18 protein-coding genes and 1 riboswitch are annotated in these 15724 nt (G+C 62.3%); of the genes, 9 read left to right on the forward strand and 9 right to left on the reverse strand.

All coding sequences use genetic code 11. From position 1 onward, the window contains the following. The first annotated feature begins 89 nt into the window (after positions 1-89). Entirely contained in the window at positions 90-1388 is a 1299-nt protein-coding gene (dinB, locus tag YH3_RS23610; RefSeq protein WP_082920632.1) for a DNA polymerase IV, read from the forward strand. On the opposite strand, the gene YH3_RS23615 is transcribed toward dinB, so the two are convergent. Together YH3_RS23615 and YH3_RS23620 are read right to left on the reverse strand one after the other, a co-directional pair. Beyond that, positions 1385-2665: an LLM class flavin-dependent oxidoreductase gene (locus YH3_RS23615; RefSeq protein WP_064444122.1), complete on the reverse strand. Its 1281-nt coding sequence runs from the start codon at positions 2663-2665 to the stop codon at positions 1385-1387. The genes dinB and YH3_RS23615 overlap by 4 nt on opposite strands. After that, positions 2665-3456: a 3-oxoacyl-ACP reductase gene (locus YH3_RS23620; protein ID WP_064074774.1), complete on the reverse strand. Its 792-nt coding sequence runs from the start codon at positions 3454-3456 to the stop codon at positions 2665-2667. Before YH3_RS23620 ends, YH3_RS23615 begins: the two co-directional genes overlap by 1 nt. Then, positions 3447-3540: riboswitch (TPP riboswitch) on the reverse strand. (Overlaps the previous gene by 10 nt.) Positions 3541-3678: 138 nt before the next feature. Between YH3_RS23620 and YH3_RS23625 the strand changes: the two genes are divergently transcribed. Continuing rightward, positions 3679-4119, forward strand: a complete 441-nt coding sequence (locus YH3_RS23625) for a DoxX family protein (RefSeq protein ID WP_003944516.1) — start codon at positions 3679-3681, stop codon at positions 4117-4119. A gap of 103 nt (positions 4120-4222) precedes the next feature. Further along, on the forward strand, positions 4223-5212 hold the full coding sequence (locus tag YH3_RS23630) for a diiron oxygenase (protein ID WP_064444123.1): 990 nt from the start codon (positions 4223-4225) through the stop codon (positions 5210-5212). On the opposite strand, the gene YH3_RS23635 is transcribed toward YH3_RS23630, so the two are convergent. Beyond that, positions 5209-5958, reverse strand: coding sequence for a TetR/AcrR family transcriptional regulator (locus YH3_RS23635; protein WP_003944575.1), 750 nt, complete (start codon positions 5956-5958; stop codon positions 5209-5211). The genes YH3_RS23630 and YH3_RS23635 overlap by 4 nt on opposite strands. Positions 5959-6054: 96 nt before the next feature. Here YH3_RS23635 and recO point away from each other — a divergent pair, with 96 nt between their 5' ends. The 3 genes from recO to YH3_RS23650 are packed head-to-tail and all read left to right on the forward strand — an operon-like array spanning position 6055 to position 8064. Next, a complete protein-coding gene (recO, locus tag YH3_RS23640) occupies positions 6055-6870 on the forward strand; it encodes a DNA repair protein RecO (RefSeq protein ID WP_029255636.1) in 816 nt (271 codons plus the stop codon). After that, positions 6827-7645: an isoprenyl transferase gene (locus YH3_RS23645; protein ID WP_030536597.1), complete on the forward strand. Its 819-nt coding sequence runs from the start codon at positions 6827-6829 to the stop codon at positions 7643-7645. The genes recO and YH3_RS23645 overlap by 44 nt, the downstream gene beginning before the upstream one ends. Continuing rightward, positions 7642-8064 (forward strand): YbjN domain-containing protein, encoded by a 423-nt coding sequence (locus tag YH3_RS23650; RefSeq protein ID WP_019749000.1) that lies wholly within the window; start codon positions 7642-7644, stop codon positions 8062-8064. The genes YH3_RS23645 and YH3_RS23650 overlap by 4 nt, the downstream gene beginning before the upstream one ends. A gap of 5 nt (positions 8065-8069) precedes the next feature. Here the strand turns inward: YH3_RS23650 and YH3_RS23655 are convergent, their stop codons facing one another. Together YH3_RS23655 and YH3_RS23660 are read right to left on the reverse strand one after the other, a co-directional pair. Further along, complete coding sequence (locus YH3_RS23655) at positions 8070-8501, reverse strand: Fur family transcriptional regulator (protein ID WP_003944514.1); 432 nt, start codon at positions 8499-8501, stop codon at positions 8070-8072. A gap of 11 nt (positions 8502-8512) precedes the next feature. Continuing rightward, entirely contained in the window at positions 8513-8896 is a 384-nt protein-coding gene (locus tag YH3_RS23660; protein WP_003944457.1) for a metalloregulator ArsR/SmtB family transcription factor, read from the reverse strand. A 198-nt stretch (positions 8897-9094) separates the two neighbouring features. On the opposite strand from YH3_RS23660, the gene YH3_RS23665 reads away from it, so the two are divergent. Both YH3_RS23665 and YH3_RS23670 read left to right on the forward strand, forming a co-directional pair. Continuing rightward, the gene (locus YH3_RS23665; RefSeq protein WP_003944491.1) at positions 9095-10486 is read left to right on the forward strand and encodes a glycine--tRNA ligase; all 1392 of its coding nucleotides are present in this window, start codon (positions 9095-9097) and stop codon (positions 10484-10486) included. A 94-nt stretch (positions 10487-10580) separates the two neighbouring features. Then, positions 10581-11162 carry a dihydrofolate reductase family protein gene (locus tag YH3_RS23670; protein ID WP_030536596.1) on the forward strand — a complete coding sequence of 194 codons (582 nt, stop codon included), beginning with the start codon at positions 10581-10583 and terminating at the stop codon, positions 11160-11162. On the opposite strand, the gene YH3_RS23675 is transcribed toward YH3_RS23670, so the two are convergent. After that, positions 11137-11628: a MepB family protein gene (locus YH3_RS23675; protein WP_030536595.1), complete on the reverse strand. Its 492-nt coding sequence runs from the start codon at positions 11626-11628 to the stop codon at positions 11137-11139. The two genes, YH3_RS23670 and YH3_RS23675, sit on opposite strands and share 26 nt — an antisense overlap. A gap of 48 nt (positions 11629-11676) precedes the next feature. Continuing rightward, positions 11677-12042: a nuclear transport factor 2 family protein gene (locus YH3_RS23680; protein ID WP_030536594.1), complete on the reverse strand. Its 366-nt coding sequence runs from the start codon at positions 12040-12042 to the stop codon at positions 11677-11679. Between the two features lie 138 nt (positions 12043-12180). Between YH3_RS23680 and YH3_RS23685 the strand changes: the two genes are divergently transcribed. After that, entirely contained in the window at positions 12181-12987 is an 807-nt protein-coding gene (locus YH3_RS23685) for a helix-turn-helix domain-containing protein (protein WP_054827649.1), read from the forward strand. On the opposite strand, the gene YH3_RS23690 is transcribed toward YH3_RS23685, so the two are convergent. Together YH3_RS23690 and YH3_RS23695 are read right to left on the reverse strand one after the other, a co-directional pair. Continuing rightward, positions 12962-13699, reverse strand: a complete 738-nt coding sequence (locus YH3_RS23690) for a polyprenol monophosphomannose synthase (protein WP_003944487.1) — start codon at positions 13697-13699, stop codon at positions 12962-12964. The genes YH3_RS23685 and YH3_RS23690 overlap by 26 nt on opposite strands. Beyond that, the gene (locus tag YH3_RS23695) at positions 13644-15665 is read right to left on the reverse strand and encodes a TPM domain-containing protein (RefSeq protein ID WP_154100324.1); all 2022 of its coding nucleotides are present in this window, start codon (positions 15663-15665) and stop codon (positions 13644-13646) included. Before YH3_RS23695 ends, YH3_RS23690 begins: the two co-directional genes overlap by 56 nt. Positions 15666-15724: the final 59 nt, after the last annotated feature.

Below are 15724 nucleotides of genomic sequence, written 5' to 3' on the forward strand. Positions count from 1 at the left end.
ATCATTCTTTCACCGTACGCCCGATTCGTGATTAATTCCATGGAATCTATTTCCGAACCTTACGCAGTGTCGGTGGGTCATGGGAACATATGTTCGTGTCATATGAACCGCTGGACCAAGAAACGCCAGGTGAGCACCCCGGCGATACTCGTTCCGGCGGTAATCATTCTGGCGGTAGTCGGTCCACAGGTGACGCAACAATCCTGCATGCGGACCTCGATTCGTTCTACGCATCAGTCGAGCAACGCGACGACCCGACTCTGGCCGGCAGGCCGGTCATCGTCGGTGGTGGGGTGGTCTTGGCGGCAAGCTACGAGGCCAAGGCGTTCGGGGTTCGCACAGCCATGAGCGGTGGTCAGGCCCGATCACTGTGTCCTCAGGCGATAGTCGTCCCTCCGCGAATGTCGGCGTACTCGCAGGCGAGCAAAGACGTGTTCGACGTCTTTCACGACACGTCGCCGCTGGTCGAAGGAATCTCCATAGACGAGGCCTTTCTCGAGGTCGGCGGGCTCGCCAAGATCGTGGGAAACCCGCTGCAGATCGGAGCCAACCTCAGACGCGATGTGGCCGAGCAGGTCGGACTACCGATCACGGTCGGAATCGCACGCACCAAGTTCCTGGCCAAGGTCGCCAGTGCATTCGCGAAACCCGACGGATTGCTGCGAGTGCCGCCGGAGGGCGAGACCGAGTTCCTGCATCCCTTGCCGGTCGAGAAGCTGTGGGGCGTCGGCAAGATCACGGCCCAGAAGCTGCGAAACTTCGACATCGTGACGGTGGGTGACATCGCGCGGCACGACGAATCCTCGATCGTCTCGATTCTCGGGGGCGGCGCCGGTCGCCATCTCTACGCACTCTCACACAATCGAGATCCGCGCCCCGTCCGCGCCTATCGTGGCCGCAGTTCGATGGGTGCTCAGCATGCGCTGGGTCGCGGATCCCATCCCCGCGCAGAACTCGATGCGTCGTTGATGTCCCTTGTCGACCGTGTCAGTCGACGCATGCGTTCGGCGCAGCGGACGGGGCGCACGGTCACGCTCCGGCTCCGCTTCGCGGATTTCACGCGGGCAACTCGATCTCACACGCTGCGCCGGTCCACCGCCGACACAGCGGAATTGCTGAACGCCTCGATGGTGCTGCTGGACGAAGCGATACCGATGATCGCGGACAAGGGCATCACGTTGATCGGCGTCGCTGTCTCCAACCTGGATCGGGACGGCGCCGAACAACTCGAATTGCCCTTCGACGGTCCAGGATTCGCGGGTCCGGACACTGCCGCCCTCGACTCGGCAATGGACAGTGTCCGGAAGAAGTTCGGCTCCGCGGCCCTTACGAGGGGAGTGCTCCTGGGACGCGATCCGGACCTGTCGGTGCCGCTACTGCCGGACTAGGTGAGGTTTTCTCGCAGAGTCGCTCCCTTGTATTCGCGACGGAACAACCCACGCGCCTGCAGCACCGGAATCACGTGATCGACAAAATCTTCCAGACCCTGCGGATAGGTCGGCGGCATCAGATTGAAACCGTCGGCACCGCGGCCGTTCAACCAGGATCCCATCTCGTCGGCAATCGACTCCGGTGTTCCGATCATCGTTGCGTGACCACCACCCGCAGCGAGCGTCCCGAGGAGTTCCCGCACAGTCGGTGCGTCCTTCTCGACGATCCGCAAAATAGTGGCGTAGCGGCCCTGCGGCCCGGTGAACGCTTCGAGTGGAGGCAACGGGGGCACGGGCCCGTCGAGATCCCAGTTCTCGCAATCCTGTCCGGTGAACAACGAGAGTTGGCGTATCGACTGTTCGGTGGGCAGCAGGAGATCGAGTTCGGCCTTCTTCGCCCTGGCCTCGGCGACGGTGCTGCCGACGTAGGTGACCAGTCCCGGCATGACGGCGACCGAACTCGAATCCCGGCCGGCTCGCTCGATTCTCGATTTCACGTCCGCGTAGTAGGTCTGTGCGCTGGGTAAGTCGTAGGCAACCGAATAGATTGCCTCGGCGCGACGCGCCGCCAGATCGCGACCCTGCTCGGACGCCCCGGCCTGGAACAACACCGGCCGGCCTTGCGGGGAGCGCGGAACCGTCAACGGCCCGTCCACCCGAAAATGTTTGCCGTCGTGATCGATTCGAGAAATCCTGTTTGCATCGGCAAAACGCCCCGACCGGTCGAGAATCAGCGCGTCTTCCGACCATGAATCCCACAATGCGAGGGCCACTTCGACAAATTCGTCGGCTCGTTCGTATCGGGATGCATGATCGGGCATCGCCTCGAGTCCGTGGTTGCGCGCCTCCTGGTCGAACATCGAGGTCACGACGTTCCAGCCGGCCCGTCCGCCGCTGATGTGGTCGAGCGAGGCCAACAGTCGCGCCGCGTGAAACGGCGTGTAGAAAGTGGTGGAAATGGTGGTCACCAGGCCGATGTCCGCTGTCGCTCGTGCCATGGCAGTCAATGCGGTGATCGGCTCGAGAAACCACGACGCACCCGACTCGGGTTCGCGAACACTGTGACCGTCAGCGAAGAAGACGGCGTCCAGCTTGCCGCGTTCGGCGATCTGGGCGAGCGACTCGTAATACGTTATGTCGCCGAGACTTTCGACCGGTGAGTCGCGATGACGCCATGCTGCACTGTGATGTCCGCAACCGAGCAGGAACGCACCTATCCGCAGCTGTGCGCCCATCAGTTCTTGACGAGTCCGCCGTCGACAACCAGGTTCTGGCCGGTCACGGCCCGCGACCATGGGGAGGCGAAAAAGAGTGCAGCGTCGGCAAATTCGTCCGGCGTGGTGACTCGGCGCAGGGGAGTGCTTGCCGCGATCATGTCGAACACGGCTTCCGGTGTTGCGGCGCTCGCATCGGTGGTGCGGAGCAAGCCGCCCGAGACCATGTTGACTGTGATCCCGTCCGGACCGAGGTCGGCGGACAGCGTCCGTGTCAGTGCCAACAGTGCGGCCTTGGCAGCGGTGTAGTCGTGGTACGGAACTACCGGATTCTGGACCAGATTGGTTCCGACAGTGATGATTCGGCCGAAGCCGAGTTCGCGCATGCCTGGTAGCGCTGCCTGGGTGGTATTGAGTGTTCCGGCAACAGCTCCGCGTAGTTGAGAGTCGAAGTCGGCCCAGGTGATCGTGTCCGCGTTCGGCCGTGCATCGCCGTTGAACGAGAAGTCGACCAGTGCATTGTCGACCACGGTCGAGATCGGTGCGTCGAATCTCTCGCGTGCAGCGGAGAACAACTGGTCGACGGAACTGCGGTCCGTCACGTCCGCCTGGACTGCGAAGGTGCGATCCTCACCCAGTTCGGCGACCAGGGCCTCGGCGGCATCGCGGCTCTTGTTGTAGTTCACGATTACGCGGGCGCCCGAGCGGGAGAATGCTCGGCTCAGTGCGGCGCCGAGCCCGCGGGCGCCACCGGTGATCAGAACGATCTGCTCGTCCAGGCTGAGTGCGCGCTGAAATTGCTGTTCGGTCATGTCGACATCCCTCCGCCAGTGCTAACTGGTCAGGTTCATCGGGTCTGATCTCAGCCGACTTTTTCGGCACCCCGTGTCACCGTCCATCAGACCACGTGAGGTGAATCGTCCTGAACGCCGGGTGCGTTGTAACGGCCGGCGCGATGAGTTTTCGATCGCTCGGGAGTCGTAATTGCAAGCGAAGTGGCAACCGGCCGCTCGCCTTCGCCCCAGGAGATTCCGATGACCACCCAGCCCGTCCACAACGAAACTGTTTCCGGTAACGCCACGACGACGACACCTTCGGCCACGGCTCGCAAGCTCGGATACGTCCTGAGTGGGCTGTTCGTCGTTTTCATGCTCTTCGACGGCATCATTCACATTCTCAACCTTCAGACAGTCAAGGATGCGTCGGCTGAACTTGGGTTGCCGGACTCGCTGGCATTGACGGCTGGGGTGGTGCAACTGATCTGCCTTGCGCTGTACGTGATTCCGCGAACGTCGATACTCGGCGCGATTCTGCTCACCGGTTACCTGGGGGGAGCGGTGTTGACCAACCTTCGAGCTGAACAGCCTCTGCTGAGCACGACCCTGTTTGCCGTCTACACCGGAATCGTCATGTGGGCGGGACTGTATCTCCGGGACGAGAAGGTTCGCGAGATCATCCCGCTGCGTCGGGCCTGAAATAGGCCCCCGAGGGGGTTGCGTGGGACGCGGTGTCCCATTATGTTTGACCTCATTCAAGTCCGTCGACTGCAATCGACGGACTGGCCGTGAGGAGACACCGATGGCTCGGTCAGCGTCGATCGAAGTGGAAAAGCCGTACCACCAGGTACTGCAGACTTTGTCCGAGGGCTCAGTTGCCCGCAGTTTCGATCCCTATCTCGACATCGACTGGGATTCACCAGAGTTCGCGATCGATCCGCATGATCCGAGATGGGTGCTCTCGTCCGTGTCGGACCCCCTCGGGGCGACGCAGTGGTACCAGGATCAGTCGTTGGAGCGTCGAATCGCCATGGGAATGTGGCGTCAGGCGAACGTGACCAAGGTGGGTTCGGCCTTCGAGAGCATCTTGATCCGGGGAATGCTGCAATACATCGTGGCGCTACCCAACCAGTCGCCTGAGTTCCGGTACTGCCTGCACGAGATGACCGAAGAGTGCAATCACATCCAGATGTTCCAGGAACTCGTCAATCGCATGGACATCGACGTGCCGGGTATGCGTCCGATGTTCCGGCGGCTGTCGCCGATCATCGGAGTGCTGGGAGCAAAGTTCCCGGTCATCTTCTTCATCGGCATTCTGGCTGGTGAAGAACCGATCGACCACTTCCAGAAGGATCTCATCCGTGAGGGTAAGGACACGCCGCCGGCGATGCTCCGCACCATGGAGATTCACATCGCCGAAGAAGCGAGACACATCTCGTTTGCTCACGAGTTCCTGCGCAATCACGTCCCCAGACTCAGTCGTACGAGTCGAGCCATCACATCGGTCGCCTTCCCCGGCGCGATGCGTTGGCTTGCGGGTGAAATCATGTCACCGCCAAAGGAATTCGCCGAAGAATTTGGAATCCCGGACGAGGTGATGAAGAGCGCCTTCTGGGGGAGCCCGCATTCACGCCGCATCCTGGGTAACTACTTCGGCGAAATGCGAGCCCTGGCAGACGAACTCGGATTGATGAATCCGGTGTCGAAGCGTGCGTGGCGAAAGCTGCGCATCGACGGCGACTACGCCCGCTACCGCGGCGAGCCGAAGCGTTCCGACAAGACCCGGATCTAGTCCGGCCGCGAAGTTCCTCCGTCGGAGGACACCAGCTCGGCTATGAGCGTGGACAATTCGACATGGGGATCGATCTGTAGTCCGCTCGAGCGGGCAACGCCGTCGAACATGTACCAGGTGTATTTCGCGAGGTCGGCGACGATCTCTTCGCGGCTCGGCTTCGGATCGGTGCTTCGGACCCAGTGGGTGAGCGTGCCCTCGACCATTGTCACCACTGCGAACGGTAGTGAATCGAAGGGTGAGGAGTCGATCCCCACGGATCGACCGACTTCGGTGATAGTGGTGCGGGCGGAGTCGGCGATTGTGGCCTTCAGACTGCTGATCGCGTCGATGCTCTCGTCGTCGTAGTCGGTGGGGCCGGTACCCATGAACTCGTGAATCCGCGGATGCTCGGTGATCCACTCGGCGACGGCGCTGATGGTTCGGGTCAGGATCTGGTCGAGAGTGCCTACCGAAATGCTCATCGAAGCATCCAGGGCCGCCGCAAATTGGCCGAGCACGAACGCTCGCACTCGTCGATCGAGGTCGTCTCGGCCGCTGAATTGGCGGTACACCACCGACTTGGCGAGGCCGGCACGATCGGCGATCTGCTGGACGGACACCTCGGCACCTGCCGCACGCTCTTCGATCAGTTCGACCGCCGAGGTGAGTATCCGTTTCTGACGCTCGGAGTTGTGTCGCTCCCACCGCGCTTCGCGACCGGTCAACTCTGCAGTGACAGGTTGCACAATTGCGTCGCTCGGCATCGCGCCAGTCTATCCGGACGGACCTGCCGTGTTTCCGACTTGTCATCGGGCGCGGCATCGGGATCGGTCGTCGGTACAACGTGGGACACTGGTCGAGTGAGGTTGTATCGAGACACGGCGGTGGTGCTGCGCCTGCACAAACTGGGCGAAGCCGACCACATCGTCACGTTGCTCACCCGTCAGTTCGGGTTGGTACGTGCCGTGGCCAAAGGTGTCCGCCGAACCACCTCCAAATTCGGTGCCAGACTCGAACCGTTTGCTCACATCGACGTGCAACTACTTCCGGGCAAGAATCTCGACATCATCACTCAGGTGCAGACGGTCGACGCATTCGCCACCGACATCGTCGACGACTACAGCCGGTACACCACGGCCTGCGCCGTACTCGAAACTGCCGAGCGGTTGGCCGGCGAGGAACGCGCGCCGGCCCCGCAGCTTCAGCGATTGACGGTGGGAGCACTGCGTGCGATCGCCGAGCAGGCACGACCGGTCGAGTTCGTGCTCGACGCGTTCTTGTTGAGAGCCATGGGCTATGCGGGTTGGGCGCCTGCCCTCGAAGAGTGCGCCCGCTGCAGTGCTCCTGGACCGCACCGGGCCTTTCATGTCGCCGCAGGCGGAGCCGTGTGTACCTATTGCCGCCCGGCGGGTGCTGCGACGCCGTCGCCCGGAGTGCTCGACTTGATGGAAGCCCTGCTCCGAGGGGAGTGGGAGGGTACCGATTCGGCGCCCGCGACGCTGCGGACGCAAGCCAGCGGACTGGTCGCGGCACACCTGCAGTGGCATCTCGAGCGCCAATTGCGGACGTTGCCGCTGATCGAGCGTTCGAGGCCGCATGCAGCCGTCGAGGTCGACTTGCCCGTGAGGCAGGATGGAACACGTGATTCGACGACGCGAACCGCGAACTCCGCTTGATTCTGCTGCTGACCGGGTGATCCGACCACCGGACCCACATCCGTCCGGGGCGACCCCGCCGATCCTGCAGACCGAACTGATCCCGCGCCACGTCGCTTTGGTGATGGACGGCAACGGACGATGGGCGCAGGAGCGCGGTCTGCCCCGAACCGCCGGGCACGAACGCGGCGAAGCTGTCCTGATGGACACCGTCTGCGGGTGCATCGAGATGGGTGTCGAGTGGCTCTCCGCTTACGCCTTCTCCACCGAGAACTGGAAGCGCAGTCCCGACGAGGTTCGATTCCTGATGGGCTTCAACCGTGATGTCATCCGCCGTCGACGCGACGAGATGAACGAAATGGGTGTGCGTGTTCGCTGGGCCGGTCGTAAGCCACGCCTGTGGGCCAGCGTGATCAAGGAACTCGAGATCGCCGAAGAACTGACCAAGAACAACACCGTCATGAACTTGACCATGTGTGTGAACTACGGCGGCCGGGCCGAAATTGCCGATGCGGTAAAGGAAATCGCGAAGCGTGTCGCGGCCGGTGAGATCAATCCGGACAAGATCACCGAGGCGACGGTTGCCAAGTACCTCGACGAACCCGAAATGCCCGACGTCGATCTCTTCCTGCGTCCGTCGGGGGAACAGCGGACGTCCAATTTCTTGATCTGGCAATCTGCCTACGCCGAAATGGTGTACCAGGAGAAGCTGTTTCCCGATTTCGACCGCCGCGACCTTTGGGCCGCCTGCGTCGAGTACGCCTCACGTGACCGTAGATTCGGTGGCGTCAAATGACAGGGGAGAACATGACCGACACCACCGACGAAGCAGCCCGCCTACAAGAACGCGCGGCCGCCTCGCTGGCGCATTTCGTGACGGTCGATGTGGCTGCCGACGGATCACTGGGTTTCCAGTACTCCGGCGCGCTGTGTTCCATCCAGGCGATGAATCTGTCCGAGGGTCTGGACGTGCTGTCCATGACGTGTGTTCTCGCATGGGACCGACCGGTGAGCGCGGCACTGCATCGCAAGGTGGCCGAGCGGAATCGCACCATCCAATTCGGCTCCATCGCGGTGTTCGGCCACGGCAGTCTGGCGGACGTCATCCTGCGTTACACGTTCCCTGCCGCCGGACTGGACGACGAGGCACTGACCACGATGTTGCTACTGGCGCTCACCGGTGCCGATACCGCCCGGCAGGGTTTGATTCCCTGACGCTCTCAGGCGGCGGCGCAGTCGCGGCAGGTGCCGAAGATCTCGACGGTGTGACTCACTTCGGTGAAACCGTTGTCCTCGGCGATGGTCTGTGACCACTGCTCGACCGTCGGGCCCTCGACCTCGACGGTGAATCCGCAGTTGCGGCACACCAGGTGATGGTGGTGCCCGGAGGAGCAGCGTCGGTAGACGGACTCACCTGTGTCGGTGCGTAGGACGTCGATGGTTCCGGCGTCGGAGAGTGCCTGCAGCGTGCGGTAGACGGTGGTCAGGCCGATGCCTTCACCTCGCTTGCGCAGTTCGTCGTGCAATTCCTGTGCCGACTTGAATTCGTCGATGTCGTCGAGCAGGGCGGAGATGGCGCTGCGCTGTTTCGTGGAACGAACGCCGACTGTGGCCGGTCCACGTTTCGAGGTCGTACTGCCCGGGGTGTTCATGCGGTGGAATCTCATCCTTCTTCGGCGTGGGCGACAGCGTCGACGACGATGTGTGCAAGGTGATCGTCGACGAGTCGATAGAGAACTTCTCGTCCGTTGCGCTCGCCGCGGACGACGCCCGCTGCTTTGAGTACGCGCAGATGCTGGCTGATGAGTGGCTGAGTGACACCGAGAGCTCCGACGAGTTCGTGAACGCAACGCTCCGACTCGTGCAACTGAAGCACGATCGCGATCCGAACGGGTGCAGCGAGCGCCCGCAGAATTTCACCGGCTGCCGCCAGGGTTTCCTTGGGCGGCACGGGCGCGGGCGGTGCGGCTTCGAACGGGTCGTGCGTGTGTCCGAGGTCGGAATGATCATGGCTTTTGTGGAGATCGCCGGTATCCGCAATGCTCACAGCGAGGCTCCTTCGAGGGGTAGATCATGATGTCCGGGCATAGCCATCTCACCACATTATTGCAAATCACTTTCATTTTGATATGCACAAGTATGCATGTCAACCTTGGACGGAAGTGCGTGGCAGCCGCCAGATAGGCTGATGGTGCGAAAAGCGCACGAAAATCATGCATCTATTACCCAGATGGAGAGCAATCGAGTGGCACCCAAGTCCAAGATCGAAGCCGTTGTCAATCTCGCCAAGCGGCGAGGCCTGGTCTACCCGTGCGGTGAGATCTACGGCGGTACCAAGTCCGCATGGGACTACGGCCCATTGGGTGTCGAGCTCAAGGAGAACATCAAGCGCCAGTGGTGGCGCAACATGGTCACCAGCCGCGAGGACGTCGTCGGCCTCGACTCGTCGGTGATTCTGCCCCGCGAGGTGTGGGTCGCGTCCGGTCACGTCGGTGTCTTCAACGACCCGCTCGTCGAGTGCCTCAACTGTCACAAGCGTCACCGTCAGGATCACCTGCAGGAGGCGTACGCGGAGAAGAAGAAGCTCGACAACCCGGACGACGTCTCGATGGATGTCATCGGTTGCCCCGATTGCGGCACCGTCGGCCAGTGGACCGAGCCGCGCGACTTCAACATGATGCTCAAGACGTACCTCGGCCCCGTCGAGAGCGAAGAGGGCATGCACTACCTGCGCCCCGAGACCGCACAGGGCATCTTCGTGAACTTCGCCAACGTGCTGACCACCTCGCGTAAGAAGCCGCCGTTCGGCATCGGTCAGATCGGCAAGAGCTTCCGTAACGAGATCACCCCGGGCAACTTCATCTTCCGCACCCGCGAGTTCGAGCAGATGGAGATGGAATTCTTCGTCAAGCCGGGCGAGGACGAGCAGTGGCATCAGTACTGGATCGACTACCGCCTTGACTGGTACACCGGCCTCGGTATCAACAAGGACAACCTGCGTCTGTACGAGCATGCGCCGGAAAAGCTTTCGCACTACTCGAAGGGCACGACCGACATCGAGTACCGCTTCCACTTCCAGGGCAGTGAATGGGGCGAGCTCGAGGGCATCGCGAACCGTACCGACTTCGATCTCTCGACGCACTCCAAGCATTCGGGCACCGAGCTGAACTACTACGACCAGACGACGGGCGAGCGGTACACGCCGTACGTCATCGAGCCGGCGGCCGGTCTCACGCGTTCGCTGATGGCCTTCCTGGTCGACGCCTACACCGAGGACGAGGCGCCCAACTCCAAGGGCGGCGTCGACAAGCGCACAGTGCTCCGCCTGGATCGCCGACTCGCTCCCGTCAAGGCTGCCGTTCTGCCGCTCTCGCGTAACGCGGACCTGACGCCGAAGGCCAAAGATCTTGCAGCGCAGCTGCGTCAGAATTGGAACGTCGAGTTCGACGACGCCGGCGCCATCGGTCGTCGATACCGTCGCCAGGACGAGATCGGCACACCGTTCTGCATCACGGTCGACTTCGACACTCTCGAAGACCAGGCTGTGACGGTGCGTGAGCGTGACTCCATGGCGCAGGAACGCGTCGCCCTCGATCAGGTGGAAAGCTACCTGGCCGCACGGCTGATCGGCTCCTGATTCTCGTTCGAAGCTGACGGGCGGTCCTTCTCAATCGAGAAGGACCGCCCGTTTTCTCTTTCCCCGATGGTCCTTCAGGCGCAGGATCGAAGTTATGAGAAAACTCAGCGTGACCAACAGCGTGACTCTCGACGGTGTCATGCAGGCGCCCGGTGGGCCGGACGAGGACCGTCGTGGCGGATTCGAGCACGGTGGGTGGGCAGCACCCTTCAACGATTCCGTCATGGCGCAGAAGATGGGGGAGGGGATGGCGAAGAAATCGGCGTTGCTGTTCGGACGCAAAACCTACGAAAACTTCGCCTCGTACTGGCCGTTTCAGACCGACAATCCGTTTACCGAGGTGCTCGACAACACGCAGAAGTACGTAGCGTCAAGGACTTTGGGTGAACCGCTGCCGTGGAAGAACTCGACCTTGTTGAAAGGTGATGCCGCCGACGCGGTCGCCACGCTCAAGGAAAGTGAAGGCCCGGATCTGGTGATTCTGGGCAGCGGCGACTTGATCACGTCCTTGGCCGCGCGACGTCTCGTCGACACCTACACTCTGCTGATACATCCGCTGGTTCTCGGAACCGGGCGCAGATTGTTCCCCGACGGAGCTGCGCTCGCTCAGTTCACCCTCACCGACAGCGTCCCTACGACAACAGGCGTCATCATCGCGACGTATCAGTTGAGCTGAACGCAGTTGAGCTGAACACAGTCGAGCTGAGTACATCAGGGAACTCGCCGAAATGCCGGATCTGCCAGCGCTGAGTTCTGACTGCTTGCGCGCTGGTCGGCGTAACCCAGGGCGCATAGACCCGGACAGCGCGCTTACCACCGGAGAAGTTCGTCGAGACGATGTCGTGTTCGACGAGGGTTTCGACGGGAAAGACGAAGTGCCCCGAATGCTCTTCGTCGTATACCTTCACCACGAACAGCATCACGCGGTCGCCGATGTCGAAGGGGCGGATGGGCCCGGCTTCGGAACGGCGCCACAGTGTGACGAACTGACCGAGCTTGGTCGGCGTCGTCTTGGCGGTTCGATAGACGGTGGGAAGGCCGTTGACGGTCAACGTGTGAGCGCCGTACTCAGCACCCTCGGACTCGGGAATCGGTGTGGACCAGGTAAATCCGTCGGCGTTCATCGGCACCGATGATTCCACGAACCACCGACAGCCTTCGTGACGAACGCTGTCGGTGGTAGTCCCGATTCAGGCCGAAGGCACCTTGTCGAGGAACCCGAGGACAAGCGTCACCCGGCCGTCGTCGTCGCGTTCGAGTACGTCGAATCCGTCGATCAGTGACTCGGCCCCCGACGGGCCGAGAGCCCAACCGAATCGAGCCTGTCGGTGATGCGCGTCCACCGGTCCGACGAGGGTGAAGTGCATGCCCGGAAATTGTTGCTGCACAGCGTTGATCATCGCGTCGATCTGATCGTGTCCGGTGACGTCCGCGAGCGGATCGGTGTAGCGACCGCCGGGTGCGAACAATTGCTCGACCCGTGCTTTACGGGCGGTGGTTTCGGTTTCGTTCCACATGTCGATGTAGGCGTCGGCGATTGCGTCGAAGTCGCTCATGGTCGCTCCCTTGATCAGTTTCCGGTGGTGAATGTCCGGCGGCCTCGCTGGCTGAGACCACTGTTCCTCCGAAACTGCTTCGGGTCGATTACCTCTGAGGTCATGGCCTCGGCTACCTCGGGTCGCTAACTTGAAAGAATGACCTTCGAGACGATGGACGTGGGCTCCGAACTCAAGCGGTGGCGGGAGCGGCGAAGGCTCACTCAGTTGGGACTCTCGGCGGCGGCAGGAGTGTCGACCAGGCATCTGAGCTTCATCGAAACCGGCCGCTCCAAGCCGAGCCGGGACATGATTCTTCACCTGTCCGAATGTCTGGATGTTCCTCTACGACAACAGAACACGCTTCTGCTGGCAAGTGGCCACGCGCCGGAGTACTCGCAGAAGTCGTTAGCAGAAGCGCCGATGTCAGCGGTGAGTGAGGCCATCGATCGCATCATCGACGCGCATGACCCGTATCCGGCCGTGGTGGTCGATCAGCAGTGGGAGATGGTCGCCGGGAACCAGGCCGTGGGAATTTTGACCGCGGGCGCCGCTGATTTCCTCCTGGAACCACCGGTGAACGTATTGCGTCTGAGCTTGCATCCCGAGGGCATGGCGCCGCGGATCGTGAACCTCGCGCAGTGGCGGGCCCACCTGCTCACAAGGCTGGCTCGGGAAGTGGAGGTCAGTGCGGATGCGCAGCTGTCGTCGTTGCTCGACGAGCTGCGCGCCTATCCGAGCGGCGGAGACTGGCACGACGACCGCGCGAATTCCCTGCTGGTTCCGTTGCGTGTACGCGTCGGCGATACCGAACTGGCGATGTTCAGCACCACCACCGTGTTCGGTACGCCGCGCGACGTCACGCTCGCAGAGATTGCGATCGAATCGTTCTACCCGTCGGACACGCAGACGGCCGACTACTTTCGATCGGCCGCCGAGGTCACAGGGACTTCTTGCCGAACTTGAGCTTCCACGGCACCAGAGCAGACTCCAACTGAACCGAGAGACTCATCTTGGAGACGCCTTCGGTGCGCTCCTCGAAGCGGATGGGCGTTTCGGCGATCTTCATGCCGCGCTGAACAACTCGGTAGTTCATCTCGACCTGGAACGCGTAGCCGTTGCTCTGCACCGATTCGACGTCGATGTCGCGCAAGGTCTTTGCATGCCACGCCTTGAAGCCGGCGGTCGCATCCTTGACGTGCAGTCGCAGAATGGCGTTGACGTAGAAGTTCGCCCAGGCGGACAAGGCCTTGCGGTGCCACGGCCAGTCGCCGGCGACTGCGCCGCCTTCGACGTAGCGGGAGCCGAGAACGACTGCCGCATCGGTAGTGGTGAGGATCTCGATCATGGCGGGGATCGCTTCGGACGGGTGCGAGAGATCTGCGTCCATCTGAATGACGATGTCTGCGTTCTCCGCCAGAGCCCGGCTCATGCCCGCGACGTAAGCACGGCCGAGACCGTCCTTGACCGTGCGGTGAAGCACTCCGACCGGGATGGGACCATCGATACCCAACTTGTCCGCAACCTCGCCCGTTCCGTCGGGGGAGTTGTCATCCACCACGAGGACGTGCAGGTTCGGGATCTTCAACGCGGCGAGGCGATCGACGAGCTTTGGCAGGTTCTCACGCTCGTTGTATGTGGGTACAACGACGGTTATCTGCGGGGCGACGCTTTCCATAACACCTTCGTATGATCTGTGATCCCGACTTGCCGGATGAAGCGTACGACGAGTGCGGTCGTGAACAAAGTAGGGATTTTACTACCTCGACGGGATCCGTCAGAACCGGCCGCCGCCGCCTCGACTGGTTCGGCCGCCGCCCCCGCCGCCGCGTCGCCAAGGTGGTCGCGGCCTGGGCGTGTTGCAGCGCCTTCGACGGATCCGAGGCCTGCAATTGCTGGGCCGCCTGCAGGTGCCGCTGAGCCTCGGCGTAGCGAGTGCGCGCCTCCGCTCCGATCGCGCCGCGTCTGGTTCCGAGGAAGTCGCCTGCAGCGGTCACCTGAGCCTGTGCGGCCAGAATGTCCTGGGCGAGGCGCTGCTGTGCACGTTCGAGCTGCTGCTTCTGCTCCTGAGCGTCGGCAAGAAGCGCGTCGAGTTGGGCGTCGGCTGCGACGATCTGGTTGAAGGCTGTCAGCGGATCGCTGTCCTTCGACGTCTGAGCATTCGCCAACGCTGCCTGGGCTGCGGCCTTCGCGTCCGCCAACTTCTGCCCGCCTTGCGCCAGGTAAGCGTCCGCAGCGGTGATGCCCTGCTGGACGTCGTCCATCGCGGACGGAAGTGTCGCGATGGCGTTTCGGATGTCGTCGGCGGCGTGATCGACGCCGTCGAGTAGCTTGCGTGCCTGATCGAGGGCGGCTTCGGCCGTGCGAATCGCAGTGACGGCAGCGCCTTGCTTACCGGCCGGCAGTGCCGTCGCGTCTCGTCCTTCCTCGATCGACTTCTCGGCGAGCGTCAGGCGCTCACTCGCCATCGTGACGTTGTTCACGACCGATGCCAGCGTCGGCGCGGGGAATTGATCCTTCAATTTGGTCAGAATCGCCTCGGATTCGGGCAAGCGCACGCTGAGAGAAACAACACTCTGCGTCAACGCATCGAGACGGGCGGGGGCGTTGATGAGAAGGTCGCGAAGCCCGTCGAACTCCTCGACGCGAGCTTCGAGTTCTTGGTCGGCTCGACCGCACGAGGAAATGATGTCGATCAGCATCTGTCGGCGTTGATCGGGAGTTTCCGGGATGGCGTCGTCGAGTCGCTGCCTGATCGCGAAGGCTTCGGCGAGGGTGGCCTTGGCCTTGTCGAATGCTGCCGAGAACGGTGCGACGGCGGAATCTCCGAACTCGCTGCGGGCCAGATCGAGTTCCTCCTGGCTGCCGGCGATCGCGTTGTCCGTCTCGACGAGGATCTCCTTCGCGCGTTCGTCGAGCGTTGGCAGCGGGAGTGCATTGAGGCTGGCGATGTCGTCGGGGGAGATGTTCTTCGCGGCTTCGACGCTTGCCTTGTTCTTGTCGTTCTTGCGCTTGCGTGAGTACAGGACCACGCCGCCCGTCCCGACCACCACAGCGCCGCCCGCGATGAGGAGTGTTCCGACTCCCATTCCGCCGCTCGTGTTGTTCGCGTCGCCGAGTGCGCCGGCCGCGGCAATCGCCGCGCCGGTCCAATCATCCTCGGCGAGAGCCGGTTCCACCGCGTCGGTATTGATCGATTCGATGTCGGAATCCGTGATGTTGCTCAGCTCAGCGGGCACATCGAGGTAGTAAGCACGCTCCGCCGTGGCAACTGCAAGCAGGACGGACTTGGTACTCAGCGTCGACTTCGTGGCTGTCTGCTGCGCCCACGCCTGGCCACCCAGGTTGTTGAAATCGGGGACGAACGCGACCCACAGATCGATCTGGTGGTCCTCGCCGAGTTGATCGATCGCGGCTTGTATGTCGCTGCGTTGCCCGGCGTCGAGAACCCCGGAGGTGTCGGTGATGTGATTCGGCAACACCATCGGGGCGTCCGCCGAGGCGAGCGCAGGACTGAAGACGAGCGCCAGCAGAGCGAAAATCGCAGCGACGGCGGCGGCGCTTCCCCGACGGCGAACGGGTCGGGTGATTGTCCGACTCTGCTCTACCGAGGACAACTGCGAGAAGTGTGGTGCGAGGGCCATGACGCAAATCTATCCGTTGTGGCGCGTCGGCATCGGAGGTGATCGCCGCGAACTGGCAG

It is taken from the genome of Rhodococcus sp. YH3-3 (assembly GCF_001653035.1).
GTDB classification, from domain to species: Bacteria; Actinomycetota; Actinomycetes; order Mycobacteriales; family Mycobacteriaceae; genus Rhodococcus_F; species Rhodococcus_F qingshengii.

Coding starts and splice junctions, on each gene's coding strand:
- YH3_RS23695 (WP_154100324.1), bottom strand. CDS start 15,665: ATGGCCCTCGCACCACACTTCTCGCAGTTGTCCTCGGTAGAGCAGAGT.
- YH3_RS23690 (WP_003944487.1), bottom strand. CDS start 13,699: ATGGAAAGCGTCGCCCCGCAGATAACCGTCGTTGTACCCACATACAAC.
- dinB (WP_082920632.1), top strand. CDS start 90: ATGTTCGTGTCATATGAACCGCTGGACCAAGAAACGCCAGGTGAGCAC.
- YH3_RS23670 (WP_030536596.1), top strand. CDS start 10,581: ATGAGAAAACTCAGCGTGACCAACAGCGTGACTCTCGACGGTGTCATG.
- YH3_RS23645 (WP_030536597.1), top strand. CDS start 6,827: ATGGAACACGTGATTCGACGACGCGAACCGCGAACTCCGCTTGATTCT.
- YH3_RS23655 (WP_003944514.1), bottom strand. CDS start 8,501: ATGAACACCCCGGGCAGTACGACCTCGAAACGTGGACCGGCCACAGTC.
- YH3_RS23680 (WP_030536594.1), bottom strand. CDS start 12,042: ATGAGCGACTTCGACGCAATCGCCGACGCCTACATCGACATGTGGAAC.
- YH3_RS23650 (WP_019749000.1), top strand. CDS start 7,642: ATGACAGGGGAGAACATGACCGACACCACCGACGAAGCAGCCCGCCTA.
- YH3_RS23685 (WP_054827649.1), top strand. CDS start 12,181: ATGACCTTCGAGACGATGGACGTGGGCTCCGAACTCAAGCGGTGGCGG.
- YH3_RS23620 (WP_064074774.1), bottom strand. CDS start 3,456: ATGACCGAACAGCAATTTCAGCGCGCACTCAGCCTGGACGAGCAGATC.
- YH3_RS23615 (WP_064444122.1), bottom strand. CDS start 2,665: ATGGGCGCACAGCTGCGGATAGGTGCGTTCCTGCTCGGTTGCGGACAT.
- YH3_RS23625 (WP_003944516.1), top strand. CDS start 3,679: ATGACCACCCAGCCCGTCCACAACGAAACTGTTTCCGGTAACGCCACG.
- YH3_RS23630 (WP_064444123.1), top strand. CDS start 4,223: ATGGCTCGGTCAGCGTCGATCGAAGTGGAAAAGCCGTACCACCAGGTA.
- YH3_RS23635 (WP_003944575.1), bottom strand. CDS start 5,958: ATGCCGAGCGACGCAATTGTGCAACCTGTCACTGCAGAGTTGACCGGT.